The 21716-nt window shown below is 76.1% G+C and carries 27 protein-coding genes; 13 read left to right on the top strand and 14 right to left on the bottom strand.

Annotated features, from left to right (window positions below; translation table 11 throughout):
• The first annotated feature begins 63 nt into the window (after positions 1-63).
• The 3 genes from P9841_RS01575 to P9841_RS01565 all read left to right on the top strand — a co-directional run bounded on the left by P9841_RS01575 (position 64) and on the right by P9841_RS01565 (position 1322).
• Complete coding sequence (locus P9841_RS01575) at positions 64-399, top strand: cupin domain-containing protein (RefSeq protein WP_283320377.1); 336 nt, start codon at positions 64-66, stop codon at positions 397-399.
• Between the two features lie 119 nt (positions 400-518).
• The gene (locus P9841_RS01570; protein WP_283320376.1) at positions 519-965 is read left to right on the top strand and encodes a hypothetical protein; all 447 of its coding nucleotides are present in this window, start codon (positions 519-521) and stop codon (positions 963-965) included.
• 63 nt (positions 966-1028) lie between these two features.
• Positions 1029-1322, top strand: a complete 294-nt coding sequence (locus P9841_RS01565) for a hypothetical protein (RefSeq protein WP_283320375.1) — start codon at positions 1029-1031, stop codon at positions 1320-1322.
• 11 nt (positions 1323-1333) lie between these two features.
• Here P9841_RS01565 and P9841_RS01560 read toward each other — a convergent pair whose 3' ends face one another.
• The gene (locus P9841_RS01560; RefSeq protein WP_283320374.1) at positions 1334-2218 is read right to left on the bottom strand and encodes an alpha/beta fold hydrolase; all 885 of its coding nucleotides are present in this window, start codon (positions 2216-2218) and stop codon (positions 1334-1336) included.
• Positions 2219-2309: 91 nt separating this feature from the next.
• Here P9841_RS01560 and P9841_RS01555 point away from each other — a divergent pair, with 91 nt between their 5' ends.
• From P9841_RS01555 to arr, 6 genes are all read left to right on the top strand, one after another.
• Positions 2310-2795, top strand: coding sequence for a MarR family winged helix-turn-helix transcriptional regulator (locus P9841_RS01555; protein ID WP_283320373.1), 486 nt, complete (start codon positions 2310-2312; stop codon positions 2793-2795).
• A 52-nt stretch (positions 2796-2847) separates the two neighbouring features.
• Positions 2848-3357 (top strand): RNA polymerase sigma factor, encoded by a 510-nt coding sequence (locus tag P9841_RS01550; RefSeq protein ID WP_283320372.1) that lies wholly within the window; start codon positions 2848-2850, stop codon positions 3355-3357.
• On the top strand, positions 3354-4484 hold the full coding sequence (locus P9841_RS01545) for a hypothetical protein (protein WP_283320371.1): 1131 nt from the start codon (positions 3354-3356) through the stop codon (positions 4482-4484). Before P9841_RS01550 ends, P9841_RS01545 begins: the two co-directional genes overlap by 4 nt.
• Positions 4485-4768: 284 nt before the next feature.
• Positions 4769-5314, top strand: coding sequence for a hypothetical protein (locus P9841_RS01540; protein WP_283320370.1), 546 nt, complete (start codon positions 4769-4771; stop codon positions 5312-5314).
• A gap of 153 nt (positions 5315-5467) precedes the next feature.
• A complete protein-coding gene (locus P9841_RS01535) occupies positions 5468-6067 on the top strand; it encodes a VanZ family protein (RefSeq protein WP_283320369.1) in 600 nt (199 codons plus the stop codon).
• Entirely contained in the window at positions 6064-6486 is a 423-nt protein-coding gene (arr, locus tag P9841_RS01530) for an NAD(+)--rifampin ADP-ribosyltransferase (RefSeq protein ID WP_283320368.1), read from the top strand. Before P9841_RS01535 ends, arr begins: the two co-directional genes overlap by 4 nt.
• Positions 6487-6556: 70 nt before the next feature.
• Here the strand turns inward: arr and P9841_RS01525 are convergent, their stop codons facing one another.
• The 4 genes from P9841_RS01525 to P9841_RS01510 form a co-directional block, all read right to left on the bottom strand.
• Positions 6557-8020 carry an MFS transporter gene (locus P9841_RS01525; RefSeq protein WP_283320367.1) on the bottom strand — a complete coding sequence of 488 codons (1464 nt, stop codon included), beginning with the start codon at positions 8018-8020 and terminating at the stop codon, positions 6557-6559.
• 142 nt (positions 8021-8162) lie between these two features.
• Positions 8163-9263 carry an epoxide hydrolase family protein gene (locus tag P9841_RS01520; RefSeq protein ID WP_283320366.1) on the bottom strand — a complete coding sequence of 367 codons (1101 nt, stop codon included), beginning with the start codon at positions 9261-9263 and terminating at the stop codon, positions 8163-8165.
• Positions 9264-9315: 52 nt separating this feature from the next.
• Complete coding sequence (locus tag P9841_RS01515) at positions 9316-9819, bottom strand: CGNR zinc finger domain-containing protein (protein ID WP_283320365.1); 504 nt, start codon at positions 9817-9819, stop codon at positions 9316-9318.
• 104 nt (positions 9820-9923) lie between these two features.
• Positions 9924-10760: an oxidoreductase gene (locus P9841_RS01510; protein ID WP_283320364.1), complete on the bottom strand. Its 837-nt coding sequence runs from the start codon at positions 10758-10760 to the stop codon at positions 9924-9926.
• Positions 10761-10812: 52 nt separating this feature from the next.
• On the opposite strand from P9841_RS01510, the gene P9841_RS01505 reads away from it, so the two are divergent.
• On the top strand, positions 10813-11358 hold the full coding sequence (locus P9841_RS01505; protein ID WP_283320363.1) for a TetR/AcrR family transcriptional regulator: 546 nt from the start codon (positions 10813-10815) through the stop codon (positions 11356-11358).
• A 72-nt stretch (positions 11359-11430) separates the two neighbouring features.
• Here P9841_RS01505 and P9841_RS01500 read toward each other — a convergent pair whose 3' ends face one another.
• The 8 genes from P9841_RS01500 to P9841_RS01465 form a co-directional block, all read right to left on the bottom strand.
• A complete protein-coding gene (locus tag P9841_RS01500; protein ID WP_283320362.1) occupies positions 11431-12429 on the bottom strand; it encodes a hypothetical protein in 999 nt (332 codons plus the stop codon).
• Positions 12429-12707, bottom strand: a complete 279-nt coding sequence (locus P9841_RS01495) for a sigma-70 family RNA polymerase sigma factor (protein ID WP_283320361.1) — start codon at positions 12705-12707, stop codon at positions 12429-12431. Before P9841_RS01495 ends, P9841_RS01500 begins: the two co-directional genes overlap by 1 nt.
• On the bottom strand, positions 12691-13026 hold the full coding sequence (locus P9841_RS01490) for an RNA polymerase sigma factor (RefSeq protein ID WP_283320360.1): 336 nt from the start codon (positions 13024-13026) through the stop codon (positions 12691-12693). The genes P9841_RS01495 and P9841_RS01490 overlap by 17 nt, the downstream gene beginning before the upstream one ends.
• A gap of 145 nt (positions 13027-13171) precedes the next feature.
• Positions 13172-13834 (bottom strand): response regulator, encoded by a 663-nt coding sequence (locus tag P9841_RS01485; RefSeq protein ID WP_283320359.1) that lies wholly within the window; start codon positions 13832-13834, stop codon positions 13172-13174.
• Complete coding sequence (locus tag P9841_RS01480; RefSeq protein ID WP_283320358.1) at positions 13828-15081, bottom strand: sensor histidine kinase; 1254 nt, start codon at positions 15079-15081, stop codon at positions 13828-13830. Before P9841_RS01480 ends, P9841_RS01485 begins: the two co-directional genes overlap by 7 nt.
• 356 nt (positions 15082-15437) lie before the next feature.
• The gene (locus P9841_RS01475; protein ID WP_283320357.1) at positions 15438-16307 is read right to left on the bottom strand and encodes an AraC family transcriptional regulator; all 870 of its coding nucleotides are present in this window, start codon (positions 16305-16307) and stop codon (positions 15438-15440) included.
• A gap of 88 nt (positions 16308-16395) precedes the next feature.
• Positions 16396-17865, bottom strand: a complete 1470-nt coding sequence (locus P9841_RS01470; protein ID WP_283320356.1) for an MFS transporter — start codon at positions 17863-17865, stop codon at positions 16396-16398.
• A gap of 108 nt (positions 17866-17973) precedes the next feature.
• Positions 17974-18657, bottom strand: a complete 684-nt coding sequence (locus P9841_RS01465; protein WP_283320355.1) for a MarR family winged helix-turn-helix transcriptional regulator — start codon at positions 18655-18657, stop codon at positions 17974-17976.
• A 234-nt stretch (positions 18658-18891) separates the two neighbouring features.
• Here P9841_RS01465 and P9841_RS01460 point away from each other — a divergent pair, with 234 nt between their 5' ends.
• The gene (locus P9841_RS01460) at positions 18892-19689 is read left to right on the top strand and encodes a DUF4184 family protein (protein WP_283320354.1); all 798 of its coding nucleotides are present in this window, start codon (positions 18892-18894) and stop codon (positions 19687-19689) included.
• On the opposite strand, the gene P9841_RS01455 is transcribed toward P9841_RS01460, so the two are convergent.
• Positions 19686-20294: a TetR/AcrR family transcriptional regulator gene (locus P9841_RS01455; RefSeq protein WP_283321822.1), complete on the bottom strand. Its 609-nt coding sequence runs from the start codon at positions 20292-20294 to the stop codon at positions 19686-19688. The genes P9841_RS01460 and P9841_RS01455 overlap by 4 nt on opposite strands.
• 113 nt (positions 20295-20407) lie before the next feature.
• On the opposite strand from P9841_RS01455, the gene P9841_RS01450 reads away from it, so the two are divergent.
• Positions 20408-21199, top strand: a complete 792-nt coding sequence (locus tag P9841_RS01450; protein ID WP_283320353.1) for an SDR family oxidoreductase — start codon at positions 20408-20410, stop codon at positions 21197-21199.
• Complete coding sequence (locus P9841_RS01445; protein WP_283320352.1) at positions 21192-21665, top strand: nitroreductase/quinone reductase family protein; 474 nt, start codon at positions 21192-21194, stop codon at positions 21663-21665. The genes P9841_RS01450 and P9841_RS01445 overlap by 8 nt, the downstream gene beginning before the upstream one ends.
• The last annotated feature ends 51 nt before the right edge of the window (positions 21666-21716 follow it).

Here is a 21716-nt window from a genome sequence, read left to right as displayed (position 1 = left end):
GCGCGGCCGGTCCGCACGTGCCAGAGTGGACCCCGCCCGCCGACGACGACGGAAGGACGCCGCATGGACACCCAGCAGCTCGCCCAGGACCAGCTCGCCGCCGCCCACGAGGACCCGCACGGTCGCTCCGCGCAGATCATGGTGCACGACGGCCCGCTGCGGCAGACCGTCATCGCGCTGACCCGCGGCACCCGCCTGGCGGAGCACAACTCGCCGCCGGCGGGGAGCATCCTCGTGCTGCGCGGCACCGTCGGCGTGAGCACCGGGGAGCGCGTCGACACGCTGCCCGCCGGGTACCTGGTCACGCTCACCCACGACCGGCACGCCGTCGAGGCCCTGAGCGACGCGGCGATCCTGCTGACGACGGTGACGGGCACCGGCGAGCCGTCGCACGGCTGACCTGCCCCCGCCCACCCCCGGACCGGCGGGACCGCGCCGGCATCGCGCCGGCACCGCGCTGGCACCGCGGCGTCCCGGCACGTCATGCTGGACGCCTGCCGACGAAGGGGACGACACCGATGGCCGGTCACGACGAGGACGAGGGCACGTTCAGCGACGCCGAGCGCGCCGCGATGAAGCAGCGGGCCGCCGAGCTGCGCGCCCAGGCCGGCGGGACCGGCTCCGCCAAGAAGCAGCGCGAGGCGCAGGCGTGCCTCGACGCGATCGCCGCGTTGACGGACAGCGACCGCCGGATCGCCGAGCTGCTGCACGCCGTCGTCACGCAGGAGGCCCCGCACCTGGACCCGAAGACCTGGTACGGCTTCCCGTCGTACGCCCGTGACGGGAAGGTCGTCGTGTTCTACCAGCCGCGCGCGAAGTTCGGGACGCGGTACGGCACGGTCGGGTTCAACGAGGACGCCCTGCTCGACGACGGCGTCTTCTGGCCGACCGCGTTCGCCGTGCTGGACGTCACCGACGACGTCGAGGCCCGGCTGCGGGAGCTGGTCCGCACCGCCGCGGGCTGACCCCGCACCGGGAATCGCCCCCGCCGCCGGCCCACGCGGCGCTACGGTCGGCGGGGAGAGGCGGTGGTGCGCGTGTTCCTGCTGGTGACGGTCGCCGGTGTCGCGCTGGGCATCGGGTACGCGACGGCGGTCGGACGGCGTCCGGGCCTGCGGGACCCGCGCGCGTGGGCGCTCCTGACGCCGGTGTGGGTCGCGTACGCCGTCGTCCTGCTCACGGGTGGCGTCACCGGGTCGCCCGCGCAGGCGGTGCAGGCCGTCGCCCTCGGGTCGCTGGTGGAGACGGCCGCGGGGACGGTGCGGCTGGTGGCGTCCACGCGCCGCGGGTCCGCGGCCGGTGCCGGGCCGCGGACCCCGTAGCGGCGGCAGGGTCAGCCGTCGACGCGCTCCAGGAACGCCAGGACCGCGGACGCCAGCGCGTCGGGGGCCTCCAGCGCCACGTGGTGCCCGACCCCGTCGAGGAGCACCGACCCGACCGGGCCCCGGACGACCTGCCCGAGGGTCGCGGCCGTGAACGGACCGCCGGAGCCGCCGACGGCGAGCGCCGGCACGGTCACCGGATGCGCGGCCACGAGCGAGCGCAGATCGTCCCCCTCGGTGAGCAGCGAGCGGTACAGGCCTGCGGCCCCGTTCCAGCCGCCCGGCCGGCCGTACGTCCGGGCGAGCTCCGCGACGTCGGCGTCGGTGACGGCGCCGGGGACGGCGGTCATCGTCGGGAAGGCCCAGGCGCCGAGCACCTCCCGCTCGCGACCCGCCAGCAGCAGGTCGGGGATCCCGGGCGCCGCCAGGACGCCGATGTGCCAGGAACCGCCGTGCGTCACGTCGGCGAACGCCTCGAGGCCGTACCCCGCGAGGCCCATCTCGACGGCGACGAGGCTCGCGACGTCCTCCGGGTGCTGCGTCGCGAGCCGCAGGACGGCGCCGCCCGCGACGTCCTGCGCCAGCACGTGCACGGGTCCGAGGCCCAGCGTCTGCACCAGCGCGTGCAGGTCGTCGGCCGCCACGGCGCTGCCGAACGCGTCGTCGGCGACCGCGGAGTCACCGAACCCCCGCAGGTCGACGGCCACCACGCGGTGCCGCGCGGCGAGCAGGGGGAGGAGCCGGTGGAACGCCCACCAGGTCTCGGGGAAGCCGTGGACGAGGAGGACGGGCGAGCCCTCCGCGCCGGCGGTGACGTGGTGCAGCCTCGTGCCGCCGACGTCGGTGAGGTGGTGGACGACGCCGGGGATCGTGGCTCCGGGGTGGGGGACGGGCACGGGGACCTCCTTGATGGACAACCGGGTTGTCAGCCTGCGGTGTGCGCAACGTGGTTGTCAATACCCCCGGCCCGCCTCTAGGCTCGACGCCGTGCCCGTCCCGACCGAGACACCCCCGACCGACCCCGCCGCGGGCGTGCGCCTCGCGCTCCTGCTGCTGGGGGCCTTCGAGCAGCTGGTCGACGAGGTCGTCGCCGAGCTCGACCGGCAGGGTCATCCCGGCGTGACCGCGAACCTCGAGTTCGCGCTCGCCGCTGTCGCCGACGGCGCCGACAGCGCCTCCGCCCTCGGGCGCCGGCTCGGGACCAGCCGCCAGGCCGCGGCCAAAACCGTCGCCACCCTCGAGCAGCTCGGCTACGTGGAGCGCGTCGACGACCCCGCCGACGCGCGGCTCAAGCGGCTGCGCGTCACCGCGCGCGGGCACGAGATGACACGGATCGGTGCCGCGACCTTCGGCGAGCTGCGGGCGCGGTGGGCCGCGACCCTGTCGCCCGGGACCGCCGACCGCGTCGAGGAGGCGCTGGCGCAGCTCGCCGGCACGCGGGCCCCCGGGGCGCAGGGGACGGGGGCCGGCTGACGGGTCCGCCGTGCCGACCCAACGTTCCGCGGCCCCCAGGACTTGGAGGGGCATGAGACCTCCGCGGGACGCCGACCCACCCCCCGACTTCGCGACGTGGTACGCCGCGGAGCTGCCGCGCACCTGCCGCGCGCTCGCGCTCGCCGTCGGCGACCCGGGCCTCGCCGAGGAGGCCGCCGCCGAGGCGTTCGCCCGGGCGCTCAACGCCTGGGGCACCGTCAGCCGGATGGAGCGGCCGGGCGCCTGGGTCTACACCGTCGCCCTGAACGAGGTGCGCCGGACCTGGCGCCGCGCCCAGCTGGAGCGCCGCTACCTGCAGCGCCTCCGGGACGAGGGCGTGCCGCCGCCGGCCGCCCCGGACGACGCCCTGTGGCGGGCGGTCGCCGACCTGCCGCACCGCGCGCGCACCGCCGTCGCGCTCCGCTACGTCGCCGATCTGACCGAGCCGCAGGTCGCCGAGGTCATGAACGTCTCGCGCGGCACCGTCGCGTCGACGCTCTCCGCCGCCCGCCGGCGGCTCGCCGCCGTCCTGGAACCCACCCGTGAGGAGCTCGTCCGATGACCACCGACCCGCTGGACCGCCTGGCCCTCGTCGACCCCGTGACCCCCGTCCCCGACCTTCTCGGCGTGCAGCGGCGCGCCCGCGCCCTGCGGCGCGCCCACCGGCGCACCCGCCTGGTCGGCGGCACCGTCGCCCTCGCCGCGGCGCTCACCGTCGGCGGGGTCGTCCTGCCCCAGCTCGGCGGTGACGGCACGGGCGTCCATCCCGGTCCCGCCGCCGTCGCGCTCGGCCTCGGGGTGGCCCCGGCCCGGGCGGCGGACGTCGCGGCCGGGTGCGGCACCGGGCGCGCCGACTGGGTCGACCCCGCCGGGTGGGCCGCCGACCCCCGCATCACCCGCGCAGCGACCCTGATCGACGCCGCGCCGTGGCCGCTCGCCAGCGCCGGCGTCCACGAGACCACGATGGACTGCCCCGACGCCGTGCCGGTCGCGGTCCTGCTCGCCACCGGGCCGCAGCGCGGGGTGTCGGTGTGGTCGCAGGTCGCCGACCCGTTCCCGGCGGGCACCGAGGGCGTCACCGACGTCCGGGTGCGCGGCGTCGACGGCCGGCTGCGTGACTTCGGCGGCGGCCTCCTGCTGAGCTGGGTGGACGCCGACGGCACCCGGTGGATCGTGAACGGCAGCGGCATGACGCCCGAGGACCTCGTGTCCCTGGTGGACGGCCTGCAGCTCGACGGCTCCCGGGTCGACACCGGACGGTTGCCGGCGGGCTACGAGCCGGTGCCGGTGCCCGATGCCCCCGCGAGCCCGGTCACGCGCCGGTGGTGGGTCACGTACGGGGACACGCAGCCCGTCGAGGCGCAGGACGGCGTCGCGAAGGCCCCGCTGGGAGCCGGCGTCGAGCTGGAGTCGCGCGTGGCGACCGCCCCGCCCGAGCTGGCCGTCAGCTACTGGGCGGCGGAGACGGTGCTGGTCGACGTCGACGGCCACCGCGGCGTGTTCACCCCCTGGGGGCAGCCGGGCGTCGACGTCGGCGGGTGGCTGACCTGGGTCGACCACGGGATCGAGTACCGGCTCTCCGGGGCGCTGCCTGTCGAGCAGCTCGCCGCCCTGGCCCGCGCTGCGACGCCGGTCGCCGTGGACGACGCGCGGCTCGCGGGTCTGCCGCAGACGCCCGGGGAGTCCTGACCGGAGGGGGCCAGGCGGTGCGCGGCGACGTCACTGGCCGTCCGGCCTGGTCCGAGTACGTCGTCGTGGAGACCGACGCCGGTCCGCTGCGGTTGGGCGGCTTCGACGTCGGCGTCCCGGTCCTCGTCAGCCGGATCCAGGCGTGGGCAGGTGTGGGTGAGCAGCCGGCGGACCCGCACAGCGGATGAGCCGCTGGAGCGAGCCTGTCGCCCGCCCGCACTACACCGTGTGGTGCAGACGTAGACTCGGCGGCGTAGGGTCGGACGCCGACGACAGGGGGAGCGATGACGGCACCGCACGACGGGTCCGCGCCGGGCGACGCGCACACGGCGGACGACGCCGCCACCCGGGCCGGCCGGGCCGCCGCCCTCAAGGAGCGGGTGTACGTGTCGTTCACGGCGCTGGCGGTGATCATCACCCTGCGGGCGCACGACACCCACGCGAGCGCCGGCACGGCCGCCGGGACGCTGGCGGTCGCCGTCGCGGCCACGGTCTGCGCGGTCTACGTCGCCGACCTGCTCAGCCACATGGTCGTCCACTCGCACCTGCCGGACCGCACCGAGCACCGGCGCATCGTCACGGGGACGCTCGGCGCCGCGTCCGTCGCGCTGCCACCCCTCGTGTGCATCGCCCTGTCCGGCACGGGCCTGTACCCGACGTCGGCCGGGCTGCTCGCCGCGATGGTCGTCACGGTGGCCACGCTGACGGCGGTCGGGGTGCTGGCCGTCCGCAACCTCGACCTGCCGCCGCTGCAGCGCCTCGTGATCCTCGCCGCGGAGGCCCTGCTGGCGGTGCTGGTGCTGGCGCTCGGCGTCCTGGCGCACCAGTAGCGCGCCTCCGTCCGTGCTGGTGCCCCGTGCTCGCCGGCACGGGCGACGGCCCCGGCTGACGCACCGGTCCGACCACGGGTGGATGCCCGGCGGGGCAGTCGCCTGGCAGCCTGGCGCGTGGCGGGCGTCCAGCCGCGGCGCCGCCGGTCCTCGATGAAAGCGCAGGTCGTCGTGTTCCACCAGGTCCCCGTCCTCCCGGTCGTCGTCCCGCTCGCCGCGGTCGTGCTCGCGGCGCTGCTGTGGTCGCTGCACCGGACCCGACGGCTCACCGCGCCGCGGGCCGTCGTCGCTCTCGTGCTGTGCGTCTACGTGGCCGGCGTCGTCGCGAACACGGTGTTCCCGGTCTTCACGGACAAGCCGGCCCGCTCGGGGGCGTGGGGCGACGCCCTGGCCCTCGTCCCGTTCGCGCACTACGAGGTGGCCGACGCGCTCATGAACGTGCTCGTGTTCGCGCCGCTCGGTGTGCTGGTGGCGCTGCTCGTCCCCCGGGCGCGGTGGTGGACGGCCCTGGTCGTGTCGGCGGTGTTCAGCCTGGGCATCGAGCTCACGCAGTACGTCACGGCCGGCCTGCTCGGCGGCGGGCACGTGGCCGACGTGAACGACCTGCTGTCGAACGTGGCGGGCGGGGTGCTGGGCTTCCTCGTGCTCGCGGCGCTGGTCCGGGTCCCCGCGGTCTCCGCGCTGGTCGACCGGTTCCGGTGGCCGCCGGTCACCACCGGGGCGCGGCCCTCGGGCGTGGCGGTGGGCGCGTGAGCGCGGGACCCGACGAGGGGCCGTTCTTCCACGGCACGCGGGCCGACCTGCGCCCCGGCGACCTCCTGACGGCGGGGTTCCCGTCGAACTACCGGCCCGAGATCACGATGAACCACGTGTACTTCACGTCGCGGGTGGCCGGCGCCGGCCTCGCCGCGGAGATCGCCGCCGAGCTCGCGCCGGGGGACGCCACGCCGCGCGTGTACGAGGTGGAGCCGCTCGGCCCGTTCGAGGACGACCCGAACGTGACCGACAAGAAGTTCCCGGGCAACCCGACGCGGTCGTTCCGCACCAGCGAGCCGCTGCGGGTGGTCCGCGAGGTCGACGACTGGCCGCGGCTGAGCCCCGAGGACCTCGCGGCGTGGCGCGAGCGGCTGACGGTGCTGCTGTCCGACGGGGGCGGCGAGATCGTCAACTGAGGGCCCGGGACGGCCCGTGCCCCGGGTCGCCGCCCCGGCCGCCGGGTCCGGCGGTCACGTGGCGGCCTCGTCAGCCCCCGGCGGACCCCTGTCGCGCCCGGACGAGGCCGACGGTCACCAGGACGCCCGCCACGAGCGTGAGCGTGCCCCCCGCCGCGTGCACCACCCCGCCGAACTGCGCGACCTGCTGCGGGGTCCACGCGCCCGCCGACACGTCGCCCGTGACCAGGGCCGCGAGGAACGTCCCGCCGACCGCGACGCCGGCGGCGGTGGCGACCTGGGCCGCGGTGTCCGCCAGCGCCGCCCCTGTCGTCGTCCGGTCGGCCGGCAGGCCGCGCATGACGTTGGTGCCCGCGACCACACCGTTGACGCGCATGCCGGCCGCGACCAGCACGAGCGCGAGGGCGACCCAGGCGTACCCGCGCCCGCCGAGCACGACGTAGGTGAGGAGCCCGAGCACCACGGTCAGCGCGCTGAGCGAGGCGGCGCGCTCGAGGCCGAGCCGTCGCATCACCGGCCGGATCAGGAACCCGCCACCGATCAGCACGACCACCTGCGGCAGGGTGCCGACGGCGGCCCGGGCGGGGCTCCAGCCCCAGGCCAGCTGCAGCTGCAGGGTCACGAGGAAGCCCAGTCCCGCCGTCGCCAGACCCGTCGCGGCCTTGAACGCGAGGCCGGACGACACCAGGGGGTGGGCCACGAGGCGCAGGTCGAGCAGCGGGTGCGGTGTCGACCGCTCGCGCACGACGAAGGCCGCTGCCGCCGCGAGTGCCCCTCCGGTGACCGCCCACGGCAGCCAGGCCGGCGCACCGGCCTCGGTGAACAGCACCGGCGCCACGAGTGCCAGCACGACCGCCGCGGTACCGAGCACGCCGGCGGGAGCGTCGGCGGGGGACCGGTGGAGGTCGGCGAGCGCGTCCGCGGCGACGCCGCGCCGGATGCACACGAACGCCAGCGCGGCGACGGGCGCGTTCACGATCAGCAGCGCCTGCCAGGGCGCGACGGCGAGGAGGAGGCCGCCGACGGTCGGACCCAGGGCGAGCCCGACCAGACCGACGGTCGAGATCACCGTGGTCGCGCGGACGCGCAGCTCGTCGGCGTCGAACAGGCGGAACGCGAGCGCCAGCGACCCGGGCGTCGTCATCGCCGCGGCCACCCCCATGACGGCCCGCACCGCCACGAGCTGCCAGATCGTCGTGACCGCCCCCGTCGCCAGGGCAGCGGCCGCCAGCAGCACGAGACCGGCGAGCATCACCCGGCGGCGGCCGACCCGGTCGGCGAGGGCGCTCAGGGTGAGCATCAGCCCGCCGAACACCACGGCGTAGGAGCTGGTCACGAGCTGGAGCGTCGCCGCCGACGCGTGGAGCTCGCGGCCGATCGTCGGCAGCGCGACCGTGAGGACCGCGTTGTCGAGCATCTCGACGAGGAACACGGCGGAGAGGCCGAGTAGCGCGACCCGGGCCTCACGCAGGCTGCGCGGCGGTCGGCGCGGGGCGGGCAGCGGGACGACGGGGACGCGGGGCTGCGCACGCACGGGCACTCCTTCGAGGAAGAAGTGGCGGCTCACCCGAGTCCGCGTGCGCGCGCCGTCCGCGGTGCGGCCGGCGTTTTTCCTTCGGCAGGAGCATAGTCCCCGGGCGGGCGCCGCGACGGCAACCGCGAGCGCGGGGCACGCGTCAGGCCAGGCTCCTGATCGCGTCGGCGACCGCGCCCGGGTTCTCCCAGGCGGTGAAGTGCCCGCCCCGCCCCAGGCGCTCGAAGGAGCGGATGTCCGTGTAGCTCTTGTCGCCGAGCGACCGGGGGTAGCCGCGCTCGTGCGTGTTGACGAGCAGGGCGGCGGGCACCGTCACGACCGGGTGGAGGTCGAAGTCGGCGGGCTCGGCGTAGGACCGGAAGCTCGTGCCGATCGACCGGGTGAACCAGTAGAGCGACGTGAGCGTCAGCAGCTCGTCCACCGCGATGCCGTCCAGCCCGGTCGCAGTGCCTCCGTCGCTCCACGCGGCCACCTTCTCGGCGATCCAGGCGAGCAGGCCGGCGGGGGAGTCGAGCAGGCCGACCGCCAGGGTGTCGGGCCGGGTGCCCTGCTGGTGCGCGTACCCGGTCTCCTCGGGCCGGTAGGTGCCGGCGAGGAACGCCTGCTCGCCCTCGTCGAGCTCCACGCCCGCGCGCTGCTGCGCGGAGAACGACGGGTGGGAGGCGACGATGCCCGCGACGTGGTCCGGATACAGCCCGGCGAGCCAGTCGGCGACCGGCGCCCCGATGTCCTCGCCGTAGACGAGATACCGCTCGTGGCCGAGCCCGTCGGTCATCATGTGGTGGAACAGCTCGGCGACCCGGCGGGCGGAGAACGGCTCCCGCAGGGCAGGGGAGTGCACGTAGCCGGGGAGTGACGGCGCGACGACCCCGTGGTCGCCCGCGAGCGCGTCGGCCAGCGGCACCATCTGGGCGTAGGTGTACGGCCACCCGTGCAGCGCGAGGACCGGGAGCGCTCCCTCGCGCCGCGCGGGTCGCCAGAGGGCGTGCAGCTGCGCGCCGTCGCCCGTGAGGAGGAGCTGCCGCTCGCGCCCGAGGCGTGCCTCGACCGCGTCCCAGTCGAGCGCGAGCCACCTGTCCACGAGGCCGCCCAGGACGTCCACGGGGATGCCGCGCTCCCACGGCCGGCCCGGCTCCTGCGCGGGGAGACGTGTCCGCTCGAGCCTGCCGCGCAGGTCCTCGCGCTCAGGTCCCGGCACGCGGAACGCGAGGTCGCCGGTGTGCCAGCGTCGGCCCTGGGGCATCGGTGTCTCCTTCTCGGTCGGCTGCGCGGGTCCCGGGTGGGAGCCGGGCACGTCATCCACGGCGGTCGGCGCGGTGCCGGCGCACCCGGTCGCGGGTCGCGCACCGGTCGCAGCAGAACGTGCGGGTCCCACCCGGGGACCCGTCGAGGAACGGCGTGGTGCACGGGTCGCTGGCGCACCGGCGGATCCTGCGACGGCACCCGCCCGCGACCGCCTCCATCAGCGGCACCAGCACCTCGGCCCAGACGGGACCCGCGGGGTCCGCGCCGAGCGAGGTGAAGCGCACGCCGGAGCGGTCGGCCGACGGGGTGATCCGGTGGGTCCGCGCGAGCCCGTCCAGGAGGGACAGCGCGTCGTCGTCGGTGCCGTCCAGCAGGACGGCACCGAGGACGTCGCGGACCGCGCGGGCGGCGCCGTCGTCCACGAGGCGGGCCGCCGTGGGCGCGACCGGGGACAGCAGCGAGCGGAAGGCGTCGACGTCCAGCTGGTCCGGCCACGGGCCCTCGGGGCGCGTCGCCGCGACGGCGAGGAGCGCGGAGACGGTGTCGTCGTGCACGCGGCGAGGCTACCGTGCGTAACGGTGTCGGGGCACATCGGGGCGTTACGCCGCCCGTGCGCGTGCCGTCGGCGCCGCCGCCGTGACGACCTCGCCGCCCGACGTCACCGCCGTGCCCGCGGCAGCCCGCTGACGCGCACGATGAGCCGGTCGTACGCGCGGTCCCCGAGCCAGCGCCGGGCCAGGACGGCCGCCCGGGCGGCGCCAATCGCGTAGCGGGTGCGCGGCCTCCGGGCGGTCGCGGCCGTCGTGATGACCCGGGCGACCGTCGCCGAGGGCGTCAGGCGGGCGGTCCCGGTGTGGTCGTACCCGGCGGCGAGCGGGACGGCCAGCCTGGCGTAGGGCCCGGAGCCCGACGTCTCGCGCAGCAGGTGCGCGGCGATCCCGCCCCACTCGGTGTCCGTCGGCCCCGGCTCCACCACGACGACGTCGATCCCGAACGGCGCGAGCTCGATGCGCAGGCAGTCGCTGATCGCCTCCAGCGCGAACTTCGTGCCGTGGTACCACGAGCCCAGCGGCGTGTGCGCCTTGCCGCCCCCGGACGTCACGTTGACGATGCGGCCACGGCCGGCGTCGCGCATGTGCGGCACGACGAGCTGGATCAGCCGCGCGGCGCCGAACACGTTCACGTCGAACTGGCGGCGGCCCTCGTCGAGCGGCGTCTCCTCGAGCGAACCGAGCGAGCCGTAGCCCGCGTTGTTGACGAGCAGGTCGATCCGGCCGGTCTCCGCGAGCACGCGGTCGACCGCGGCCGCGAGCGTCGCGTCGTCGGTCAGGTCCATCGGGAGGGGCCCGACCCCCTCGTCCGCGAGCGCGGCGAGGCGTTCCACCCGCCGGCCGGAGCCGTACACGGTCCAGCCCTGCGCGTGGAGGGCGCGGGCGGTCGCCGCGCCGATGCCGGAGGTCGCTCCGGTCACGAGTGCTACCTGGTGGGTGTCCATGGCGTAGAGTGAACCACAGTTCACTTAAGCCGTCCGCGGAGGAGGAGCGTCCATGGCCGAGGTCCCCCGACGAGCGAATGCGGTACGCAACCGGGCCCGCATCCTCGACGTCGCGCGCGCGCTGCTGGCCGAGCGCGGCACGGCCGTGGGGATGGACGAGATCGCCGCAGCGGCCGGCCTCGCCGTGGGCACGCTGTACCGGCACTTCCCGAACAAGCGCGACCTCGTCGTGGCGGCGCTCGGGGAGACGCTCGTGGAGGTGACGGACGAGATCGACGCCGCGGCGAGCAGCATCCGGTCCGGCGCACCGGCGGGGGAGGTGCTCGAGGCCCTGCTCGCCGACGGCGCCGGGGCGGAGCGGCGGCTGCACGCGCTCAAGGAGGCGGCGGTCCTCCTCGGTCACGACAGCCACGCCACGCCCGCGATGTCGACCATGACGCGTGCGATCGAGGGTCTGCTGGCCGCCGGCCGGGACCGCGACCAGATCCGGGCGGACATCGGCGCCGACGACATCTACCTGCTGCTCGCCAGCGCCCCCCGCGACGAGCGCCGCTCCCGGTGGGTGCACCTCATGCTGGCGAGCATCGTGCGGGCGTGACGCCACGCCGGCGCGCCACCTGCCGCCGGGCCGGCATCGCCGGGAGACCCGCGCCCCGGCGACGCCGCCCCGTCAGCCGGCCGCCGGCCGCGGCCCGCGGAGCGTCACCTGGATGCTCCCGCCCACCTCCAGGTCGACCCGGGTGCACGCCGCCGCGGGATCCTCGACGGCGCTGGTCGGCCAGTGGTGCGCGGTCCCGAGCGCCTGGGCCACGACCGCCTCGGCCTCCGTGAGGTCGAGGCAGGTGTCCGCGATGCCCGTCCGGAGCTCGTCGCGCAGCTCCAGGACCTCGGGCACCACGTCGCCGCGCGCGACCAGCGTCTCCAGCGACTCGACGGGGCCGGTCGCCACCACGGTCAGCCGCCGCCCGCCCGCGTCGACGACGACGCCGGCGCACGCGCCCGTCCCGGCGTCCTCGTCCACGTCGACCTCCCAGTCCCCGAGGGACAGGCGGTCCAGCTCCGCCTGCGCCGCCGCCGCGGCCGCCGCCGGGTCCAGGCACCCCGTGACGGGCCCGTCCACCAGGTCGTGGACCGACGACTCCAGCTCCTGCGCCGCCAGGTCCGCCGGGCCGGCCGGGTCCAGGAGCTCGGCGCCGTCGGGCACGCGGTCGCGCGGCACGACGACCACCGGGTGCCAGGCGTCCCGGAACGCCACCGGGTCCTCGATGGGCGGCAGCCCGGCGAGCTCCTGGTAGCGGGCGCAGTCGGCGACCGGGTCCCCGGTGAGCGCCGGCCCGCCGCTCGTGAGCTCCCCGGTCTCCCCGAGCGGCCCGTAGTCGAGCGAGCAGGTGATGCCGTCGGCGCCCCCGTCGGAGCCGTACCAGTCCTGGTAACCGGCGTAGGCCGCGCCTCCTCCCACCAGCAGCGCCAGGGCGCCGCCGACGGCGGCCGCGCGCCGGGCCCACCGGCGGGGGCCGCGCACCGCGGGCCGGGCCCCCGAGGCCAGCACGGCGGTGCGCAGGGCGAGCAGCGCATCGGGGTCCACACGATCCAGGTCGGCGCGCGCCAGCGGGTCCGCCGCGCGCAGGGCCGTCACCAGGTCGTCCGTGCTCGTGCCGTCGTGCTGCATCACGCCTCCTCGGTGCTGGGTCGGACGGTGGTGGCGAGCCGGGCGCCGCGCGCCCGGCCGTCCGGGGGACCTGGTTCGCCGCCGTCGGCGGCCCGCTCGTCCCGACGCAGGTCGGTCACCAGGTCCATCTGCTCCCGCAGCCGACGCCGGGCGCGGTGGAGCCGCACGCGCACCGCCGCCCGCGACACCCCCAGCACCTGGGCGATCTCGTCGTGCGCCAGCTCCTCCCACGCGAGCAGGCGCAGCACCTCCTGGTCCGCGTCAGGCAGGCGCCGCATGGCCGCCAGCGCCGGGGGGCTCCGGCTCCGCGGGCTGCGGGACCACCTCCGTGAGCTGGTCGCGCAGCCGGTCCGCCAGGGCGTCCCGCCGCCGCTCGCCGCGGTAGTGGTTGGCGAGCACCCGCCGGGCGACCCCGAACAGCCACGGGCGCGCCGCCTCGCCGGCCGGGACGTCGTCCAGCCGCCGCCACGCCACGAGGAACGTCTCGGCGACCACGTCGGCGGCGTCGGCCGGGTCGCTGACCCGCCGCAGCGCGTACGCGAGCAGCGGCCGGTGCGTGCGTTCGAACAGTGCGGCGAACCGCTCGTCCGGTGTCATCGTCGCCCTTCCACGTCGGGGAGCCTTCCACCTCCGACGTGTCCGGCAGGCGTCCGGGCGTTACAGCCCCCGGCCCACCTCCGTGCGCGCCCCGGCACCCGGGGGGGCAGGAGGTCCCGGACCGGCCGCGGGCGCAGCGGCGCCGCTACGCCATCCCCGCGCGGTGGGCGAGCACGACCACCTGCGCCCGGTCCCGCGCGCCCAGCTTCGTCATGGCGCGGTTGAGGTGCGTCTTGACGGTGAAGGGCGAGATGAACAGCTGCGCGGCGATCTGCCGGTTGTCCGCGCCCTGGGCGGCCGCGGCCACCACGTCGCGTTCCCGCGCGGTCAGCGTGGCGATCCTGCGCGCGAGGTCCTCGTCCTGCGTGTCGCGCGCCTGCCGCCCGGAGGCGTCCTCGACCACGACGCTCAGGGCGTGGGCCGACAGGGCCGCGCGCCCGCCCGCGACCGCGAGGACGGCCTCGACGAGCTCGTCGGGTCCCGCGCTCTTGCCCAGGAACCCCGAGGCGCCGGCACGGAGCGCGGCGACGGTCTCGGCGTCCCCGTCGAACGTCGTCAGCACCAGCACGCGGGTGTCCCGCAGCCGGGAGTCCCGCCGCAGGCGACGGGTGGCCTCCACGCCGTGGAGCCCGGGCATCTGCAGGTCCATCAGCACGACGTCGGGGCGCAGGTCGACCGCCTGACGCACCGCGTCCGCGCCGTCGGTCGCCTCGCCGACGACCACGATCCCGTCCGAGCCGTCCAGGATCGCGCGCAGGCCCGTACGCATCATCGCCTGGTCGTCCACCAGGAGGACCCGCGTCACCACGTCGCGTCCGGCTCGGTCGCGTCGGCGCGCCGCACCGCGTGCCGGGTCCGCGGGAGCCAGGCGTGCACGGAGAACGAGCCGGCGTCCGCGCGGAGCTCCAGCGACCCGCCGGCCTGCTCGACGCGCTCGCGCATGCCGACCAGGCCGTAGCCGGCGGCCCGCCGGCTCCGCAGGTCGGCCACCGGGTTGCTCACGTGGACGGCGACGGCGTCGCCCTCGTCGGCGACAGCCACCGTGACGCCCCCGGCACCGTGACGGTGCGCGTTGGTCAGCGCCTCCTGCACGACGCGGTAGAGCGCCGCGCCCACCGCCGGGTCGAGCCCGTCCAGGTCGACGTCGACGTCCGCCACCACCTCGTCACCGCGCGCCGCCGCCTCGGCGAGCAGCGCCGGCACCCCGGACGCCGAGGCGCGCCCCGTCACCGGGTCGTCCGCGGGCGCGCCCGACCGGAGCACCGCGACGATGTCGCGCAGCTCCAGCAGCACCGCCCGGCTCGCGCCTCGCACCTGCTGCAGGGACTCCTCGGCGCGGCCCGGGTCCGTGCGCAGGTGCCGTTCCGCGGCACCCGCCTGCACGTTGATCGCGGCGATCGAGTGCGCCACCGCGTCGTGCAGGTCGCGTGCGATGCGCAGCCGCTCGTCCGTGATGTGCCGGGCCGTCTCGCTGGCACGGGCGGCGCGGACCGCCGCCGCCTCGTGCTCCAGGGCGAGCACGTAGTCGAGGTTCGCACGCACCGCGGAGCCGAGCACGAGCGCCAGCGCCGTCCACGTGGTGACGGTCAGGAACGACACCAGGAGCGTCGTCCCGTCGCCCGCCGCGGCGATCGTGAGCGACTGCACGACGAGCACGACGACCGCCAGCGCCGGGACCGAGCGGCCGCGGACGTGCATCGCCGCACTGAACAGCGCCGCGCAGGTGAGCACCGCGTACACGGTCGGGTCCGCGCCGAGCGCCGCGGCGACGACCGACAGCATGCACACCACGCCGGTGGCGACCCGCAGGTGGCGGCGTCGCAGCGCCAGCACCACCGCGACGGCTGCCAGGACGACGACCTCCGCGACGCGGCCGTCCCGGACGAGGAGCGCCCCGCGGACGACCACGGCGACCAGCAGGGCGACGTCCAGCACGCCGTCCCACAGGTCCTCGTCGCCGGGCCGCCGGAGCCCGGGGCGGGGGAGCGCGAGGCCAGGGAGGCGGCCGCCGGTACCCGCGCGCGCCGGAGGGGACGGACGGTCGGCGGGCTCCATCAGCCCCCTTCCGTCGTGGTCGAGCCGATCGTCGTGGAGCGGCCGGCTGCGTCCAGCATCCACGACCCCGACGCGGCCGTCACGCCCACGCCCTGCTCCGGGGCCGAGATCAGCCCACCGGCGTAGGCGGGTACTGCGGGCGCAGTACGCCGGCCGGCCGCAGGGCCGGCCGGACGGTCAGCCGCGCGCCCGGATCGTCGCGTCGAGCACGCTCACGAGCTGCGCGAGCCGGGCCGGGATACCGGTGGCCGGCGTGCACGATGGGCTCGCCGAGGACGTGGAGCCGCTCGACGTGCCCGAGGCGCTCCGGAGCCCGCGGCTCGCGCGGGGGCCGCGGGCTCCGGTGCGACGACCCGTCAGGCGGCCTCGACGGGCAGCCAGAGCTCGACGGTCGCCGTGCTGAAGTCGTCGGCGCGGTCGAGCACCGCGACCAGCTCGGGCCCCGGCCGCAGGCGCCACGGGTTCGACGGGAACCACTCGGTCGCCGTGGCGGCCCAGAGGTCCTGCAGCGTCGCCGGGTAGGAGCCGGAAGCCCGGAACACCGCCCACGCCCCGGCCGGCACGGGGAGCACGTCGAGGTCGGCGGGCACGTCCACCTCGTCCGACACGGCCACGCCGTGCAGGTAGGTCAGCTCCGTGCCCTCCCGGCGGTCGGGGTCGAGGTCGGCGCTCACGGCGAGCAGACCGCGCGGCTCGGTGTCGCCGAGGGCCTTGAGACGCTGGTGCTCCTGCGGGGCCAGCGACGCGACGTGCCGCTGGATCGCAGGGTTGACGCCCTCGTGCACGAGGGGGACACGGGTGGCGTGCCCCACCAGGCGGAACGCGGGGCGGGAGTCGATGCGGACGTCCATGGGTGATGCTCCTTCGACGGTCAGGCGGAACCTCAGGCGAGGCTGGCTGCGGAAGGGGCCACCGTCACGTCGCGCCCGGCCCGGGCTGATGCCGTGCACGGCCTGGAACGCCCGGCCGAACGCCTCGGCCGACCCGTAGCCGTAGCGCACGGCGATGCCCAGCAGGTCCTCGGACCGGCCCACGACGTCCGCCGCGGCCACGGTCATCCGCCGGCGGCGCACGTACTCCGAGAGCGGCATGCCCGCCAGCGACGAGAACATGCGCCGCAGGTGGTACTCGGTGGTCCCGACGGCACGCGCGAGGCGGGCGACGTCGAGCTCCTCGGCGAGGTCGGCCTCGACGAGGTCCACGAGCCGGTTGAGCGAGGTGATCACGGTGCTCCCTTCCGCCGACGACTCTGGCGCGTGCGGACGCCGCACGACCCGATCATCGCCGTCCGGTGCGATCAGGAGCGGCACCCGCTCAGTGCTCGTCGGCGCTGCGCGAGCTCGTCAGGGACCGTGCGCCGAGCAGGCCGATGACGGCCACGACGACGGCGAGGACCAGGTACGTGACGCGCTCGCCGCGGAAGAACGAGTCGACCAGCGCCGCGGGCCAGTCGCCGTCGGGGAGCACGGTGGTGACGAGTGCGGCGATGAGGGTGCCGGTCAGGGCGGTGCCGAACGAGGTCCCGATCTCCTGGGTCGTGTCGTTCAGCGCCGCGCCGAGGGACGTGCGGTCCTCGGGCACGGCGGCCATCAGCGCCACGGCGCAGGTGGTCATGAGCGTCCGCAGGCCGAGCGAGAGGCCGAGCACCGAGACCGCGACGGGGAGGTAGCCCAGGCCGCTGCCGACGGCCCACGCGAGACCACCGAGACCGGTCGCGAGGAACCCGACCCCGATCGTGCAGGCCGTGCGGTGGCCGTAGCGCCGGATCAGCCCCTCGGACACCGGCGTCCCGCCGATCATCGCGACGACCATCGGCAGGTTGGCCAGTCCCGCCTGGAGCGGGCTCCAGCCGAGCGCGTACTGGAAGTGCAGGATCAGGCCGAACATGACGCCCGCCATGGCGACGGACGACGCCACCTGGACGACCGCCGAGCCCCGCACGGTGCCGGAGCGGAACAGCGCGAGGTCGAGCATCGGCGCGCGGGCGCTGCGCTCGCGCCACACGAAGCCCACGACGGCCGCGACCGCCCCGGCCGCGCACGCCAGGGTGGTCGGCGCGAGCCAGCCGTCGCCCACGCCCACGGTCAGCGTCTCCATGGTCAGCCCGATGGCGGCGACGGACAGCAGCGCGCCCGGGAGGTCGAGCCTCGTCCGGGTCAGGCCGGCCGGGTCGTCCGCGGGGACGCCGAGCCGGATCCCGATCGCGGCGATCAGCGCGATCGGGGCGTTGACGACCAGGAGCCACTCCCACCGCACGTGGACCAGGGTCGTGCCTCCGAGCAGCGGGCCGAGGACGAACCCGGACATCCCCACGACGATCATCACGGTGACCGCCCGCATCCGGACCGTCTCGTCGTCGAACAGCCGGAACACCAGGGAGTTCGTGATCGGCGCCATGGCGGCCGCCGCGATGCCGAGGGCGGCGCGCAGCAGGATGAGCTGGCCGGCCGAGTCGACGAGGACGACGAGCAGGCTGGTCAGGCCGAAGGCGACGAGTCCGACGTCGAGGACCCGGCGGCGCCCGAAGCGGTCGGCGATCGACCCTGCGGTGAGCAGCAGGCCGCCGAAGGTCAGCGAGTAGGCGCCGGTGACCCACTGGAGCGCCGTCGTGCCGGCGCCGAGGTCGCGGCCGATCGTCGGCAGCGCGATCGACAGGAGCGTGTTGTCGACCATCTCGACGAAGAACGCCAGGCACAGGGCGGCCAGGGGGATCCAGGCGGCGCGGAGCGAGGGGTAGGTGCGCGCCGGCGCTGCGGTGGGCACGGGCTGGGTGAGTGCGGACACGGGGGACCTGCGATTCGGGGTCGGAGGGCATGACGGGGCGGGGCGGCGCCCGGGCGGGGGCCACCCTCGGTGGAGCGCCGGCGTGCGACGACGCCGGCGCGCGCCGGCCTACCGGCCGTCGGTGGAGCGCGGGTGACCGCCGTCCGGACGGTCGGGGCGGCCGCCGTCGGCACCGCGCCGGGCGCCGCGGCCCGGGAACCGGTCCCCGTGGCCGCCCCAGGGTCCGCGGCCGCCGCGGGGACCGAACCCCGCCGGACGCGACCCGGGACCGAAGACGGGACCGCCGCGACGGTCGAACGCGCCCATCTCCTCGAGGCGACGCATGCGCTCCTCCATGGCGAGGGCGAAGTCGTCGTGCTCCGGGTCGAGGCCCATGCGCTCGGACAGCGCCGCGATCAGCCGGTCGAGGTAGCCCGACAGGGTCTGCTGCTCCTCGTCCGTCAGGCACGCGAAGATGTCGGTGTCGTCCGGGGACTCACCCTGCTCGACGGAGCGACCCGCGTCCGTGAGGGTGACCAGCATGACGCGGCCGTCGTCCGGCGACTGAGCGCGCGTGACGTAGCCGGCCTTGACCATCTTGCCGATCAGCTCGTTGAGCGAGGCCGTGGACATCCCGAGCACGGCGGCGAGGTCCCTGGTCGGGATGTTGTCCTTCAGCTTCAGCGCGGCGAGCAGACGCCCCTGCCCGCGCGTCCTGTCCGCCAGCGGGCCGCGCCCACGGAACGACCGCGCGCGGTGGTGGTTCGTCAACCACATGAGGCGCACGAGCTTCACCCTGAGGTCCTGGGTCACGAGAGCTCCCGATGTTCGATGGGTACCAGATCTACAGGTACCCGCTGGACCGAATCTATGGGTACCTGTCAAACCTGTCAACACCGGGATCCCGACGACAGCGCAGGAGCACCGCGCCCCGGCGACGCCCTGGCCCGAGCGGCGTCACCGCCCACCTCGGCCGGCCCCGGGTCCGACTGCGGGTCCGACTGCGGGTGGACGACGGCACCTCGCGCCGGCCACCACCATGGCCCGGTGCCGTTCACGCTCGCCCATCCCGCCGCCGTCCTCCCGCTGGCCCGCCGTCCGCTCGTCCCCGCAGCCCTCGTCGCCGGCGCGCTGAGCCCCGACGTGCCCTACTTCCTGCCGCTGCGCAGATCGGCCGACGCCTGGTACGAGCCCGTCGTCAACGCCACGACCACGCACAGCTGGCCCGGGGCGCTGACGGTGGCGGTGCCGACCGCGGCGGTCCTGCTCGGGCTGTGGCTGCTCGTCCGGGAGCCCGCGCGCACGGTGCTCCGACCGGACACCCGCCCGGCGGGAGAGGGCACGCCCCGCTCCGGGACCGCCGTCCGGGTCGCCTGGGTCGCCGTCTCGCTGCTGCTGGGGGTGCTCACCCACGTGGTGTGGGACGCCTTCACGCACGGGGACGGCGTGATCGTGCGGAACGTGTCGTGGTTCCGGGAGCCGCTGGTCGGCGACGTGCCCGCCGGCCGGGTCCTGCAGCACCTGAGCACGGTCGTCGGGCTGCTGGTCCTGGCCGTCTGGGCCGCGCGAGCCGTCACGGCGTGGCACCGCGGGGGAGGCCGGCTGCGGCTCGATCGGGCCCGCATCGCGGTCGTGACCGCACTGGTCGTCACAGGCGTCATCGGGGCGGTGCTCGGCGGCACGGCCGAGGCCGGCTCGGGGCCCGAGGGCGTGCTCTCCGGGGCCGCGAAGGCCGGCCTGGCGGCGTCCGCGGCCGCGGTCCTCGTCGCGGCGGCGCTGTGGTGGCTGCTGCGGGCGCGGACGGTCGTGACGCCGCGCAGCCCGCGACCTGCGGGTCGGCGCTAGCGGTTCCCGTAGCGAGCGGACATGGTCAGCGCGGCCTCCTCGACGGCGCGGGCGACCTCACCCTCGTCGGGGCCCCAGTCGGGGAGGAACATCCGCGGCCACAGCACGAAGGTCGAGATCATGCCCAGCATCTGGGTGGCTGCCATCGTCGGGTCGTCGACGGCCAGCGTCCGCGCCCGGGAGGCCGCCGCGAGGTAGGCGCGCACCTCCTCGAAGAAGGGCATCTTCCCGAGGTCGAACTGCCGGCGCCCCAGCTCGGGGGACGTCGGCGCCTCGCTGATCACGAGGCGGAACAGGTCGGCCATCCCCGGCCGGGTCAGCAGCTCGGCGTACAGCGTCCCGAGAGCACGCAGCCCCGCCTCGGGGTCGGCGGGGTCGAGGTCGGCGGGCCGCGCCTGCGGGGTCCACACGTCGGTGACGATCGCGTCGAACAGCGAGTCCTTCGTCGGGAACCGCTTGAACAAGGTGGACCGGGAGACTCCCGCGGCCGCGGCGACCTGCGCCAGGGACGTGCGGGCGAACCCCTGGGTCCCGAAGAGCGCGGTGGCGGCGGCGAGGATCGCGGCCCGCTTGTCGGCGGCGACCTGCTCGTGGAACGACGACATCCCTGGCACGGGACGGGAGTCTACCGGCGGGCGAGTGGCTTGACTCGCCTCACACGCGGGGTGACGATGGCGTGCAGCGAGTCACTTGACTCGCCTCACGGGAGGGAACCACCATGACCGAACGCTTCAGCGGGGAGGTCGTCCTCGTGACGGGAGCCACCGGCGGGATGGGCGCGTCCCACGTCCGGGGTTTCCACGGCGAGGGTGCGCGGGTCGTCGTCGCGGGTCGCCGGGACGACGCGGGCGCGGCACTCGTCGACGAGCTCGGCGCCCGCGCCGTGCACGTGCACCTCGACGTCACCGAGCCCGAGGACTGGGGGAGTGCGGTCGCCGTCGTCGAGGCGGCGTTCGGCCCGATCTCCGTCCTGGTCAACAACGCGGGCCTGCAGACACCGCCCGCGCCGATCGAGCACACCGACCCGGCCGACTGGGCGCGCGCCCTCGCGGTCAACACGACCGGCACGTTCCTCGGCATCCGTGCGGTCACCCCGTCGCTGAGGCGGGCCGGCGGCGGGTCGATCGTCAACGTCGCCTCGACGATGGCGAACGTGGGCACCGCGCTGTTCGCGCCCTACACAGCCGCCAAGTGGGCCGTCCGCGGGCTGACCCGGACAGCCGCCCTGGAGCTGGGCCGCGACCGGATCCGGGTGAACTCGATCCACCCCGGGGTCGTCGCCACGCCGTTCGTCACCGAACCGGTGCCCGGCTCCGAGACGGTGGTCGCCGACGCCTTCTCTCCCGACGCCTTCGCGGTGCCTCGGCTGGCCGAGCCGCACGAGGTCACCGACATGCTGCTGTGGCTGACGTCCCGCGAGGCGGGCTTCGTCACCGGCGCCGAGTTCGTCGTCGACGGGGGACTGCTGCTGGGTCCCGCCCTCCCGGAGGAGGCCACCGCCCGTGCCTGATCCCGGGACCGCTCGAGACGGCCGACCGGACCGTGCGGCCGTCAGGGCGGCGCTGTCCATCGACCGGCGGTCGAGTGCTGCCGCGCGCACGATCGACCTGACCACCACCGGAGCACGCTCCGGGCGCCCGCGCAGGATCGAGATCTGGTTCTACCGCGCGGGCGACGACCTCTACCTGACCACGACGCCGGCACGCCGCCACTGGTACGCCAACGTCCGGGCCCACCCGCGGATCGTCGTGCACCTCAAGCACGGCGTCCGGGTCGACCTGCCCGCCACCGGGGTCGTCATCACGGACCCCGTCGAGCGTGAGCGGGTGCTGCGCGAGATCGTCGAGGAGCTCCGGCACCCCGACAACCGCGGGGGAGTCCAGGGGATCGTCGGCGCGGTCGAGGACTGGGTGAGCGGGAGCCCGCTCGTCCGGATCGACCTCGACGACCGCTCGCTGCTGCCCGGCGGTCGGTGAGCACGTCGTCGGTCAACCCCACGCCGACGGCGCACCGATATGCTCTTGCTT

The sequence above is a fragment of the Cellulomonas sp. ES6 genome, assembly GCF_030053835.1.
In the GTDB taxonomy this organism is placed as follows: Bacteria; Actinomycetota; Actinomycetes; order Actinomycetales; family Cellulomonadaceae; genus Cellulomonas.
This window is presented reverse-complemented; position numbering and strand designations above follow the sequence as displayed.

What these genes read in the sequence shown, in the direction of transcription:
- P9841_RS01480 (WP_283320358.1), bottom strand. Translation starts at nt 15,081, where the DNA reads ATGGAGCCCGCCGACCGTCCGTCCCCTCCGGCGCGCGCGGGTACCGGC.
- P9841_RS01535 (WP_283320369.1), top strand. Translation starts at nt 5,468, where the DNA reads ATGAAAGCGCAGGTCGTCGTGTTCCACCAGGTCCCCGTCCTCCCGGTC.
- P9841_RS01520 (WP_283320366.1), bottom strand. Translation starts at nt 9,263, where the DNA reads ATGCCCCAGGGCCGACGCTGGCACACCGGCGACCTCGCGTTCCGCGTG.
- P9841_RS01510 (WP_283320364.1), bottom strand. Translation starts at nt 10,760, where the DNA reads ATGGACACCCACCAGGTAGCACTCGTGACCGGAGCGACCTCCGGCATC.
- P9841_RS01490 (WP_283320360.1), bottom strand. Translation starts at nt 13,026, where the DNA reads ATGACACCGGACGAGCGGTTCGCCGCACTGTTCGAACGCACGCACCGG.
- P9841_RS01450 (WP_283320353.1), top strand. Translation starts at nt 20,408, where the DNA reads ATGACCGAACGCTTCAGCGGGGAGGTCGTCCTCGTGACGGGAGCCACC.
- P9841_RS01575 (WP_283320377.1), top strand. Translation starts at nt 64, where the DNA reads ATGGACACCCAGCAGCTCGCCCAGGACCAGCTCGCCGCCGCCCACGAG.
- P9841_RS01570 (WP_283320376.1), top strand. Translation starts at nt 519, where the DNA reads ATGGCCGGTCACGACGAGGACGAGGGCACGTTCAGCGACGCCGAGCGC.
- P9841_RS01500 (WP_283320362.1), bottom strand. Translation starts at nt 12,429, where the DNA reads ATGCAGCACGACGGCACGAGCACGGACGACCTGGTGACGGCCCTGCGC.
- P9841_RS01550 (WP_283320372.1), top strand. Translation starts at nt 2,848, where the DNA reads ATGAGACCTCCGCGGGACGCCGACCCACCCCCCGACTTCGCGACGTGG.
- P9841_RS01505 (WP_283320363.1), top strand. Translation starts at nt 10,813, where the DNA reads ATGGCCGAGGTCCCCCGACGAGCGAATGCGGTACGCAACCGGGCCCGC.
- P9841_RS01540 (WP_283320370.1), top strand. Translation starts at nt 4,769, where the DNA reads ATGACGGCACCGCACGACGGGTCCGCGCCGGGCGACGCGCACACGGCG.
- P9841_RS01455 (WP_283321822.1), bottom strand. Translation starts at nt 20,294, where the DNA reads ATGTCGTCGTTCCACGAGCAGGTCGCCGCCGACAAGCGGGCCGCGATC.
- P9841_RS01545 (WP_283320371.1), top strand. Translation starts at nt 3,354, where the DNA reads ATGACCACCGACCCGCTGGACCGCCTGGCCCTCGTCGACCCCGTGACC.
- P9841_RS01495 (WP_283320361.1), bottom strand. Translation starts at nt 12,707, where the DNA reads ATGCGGCGCCTGCCTGACGCGGACCAGGAGGTGCTGCGCCTGCTCGCG.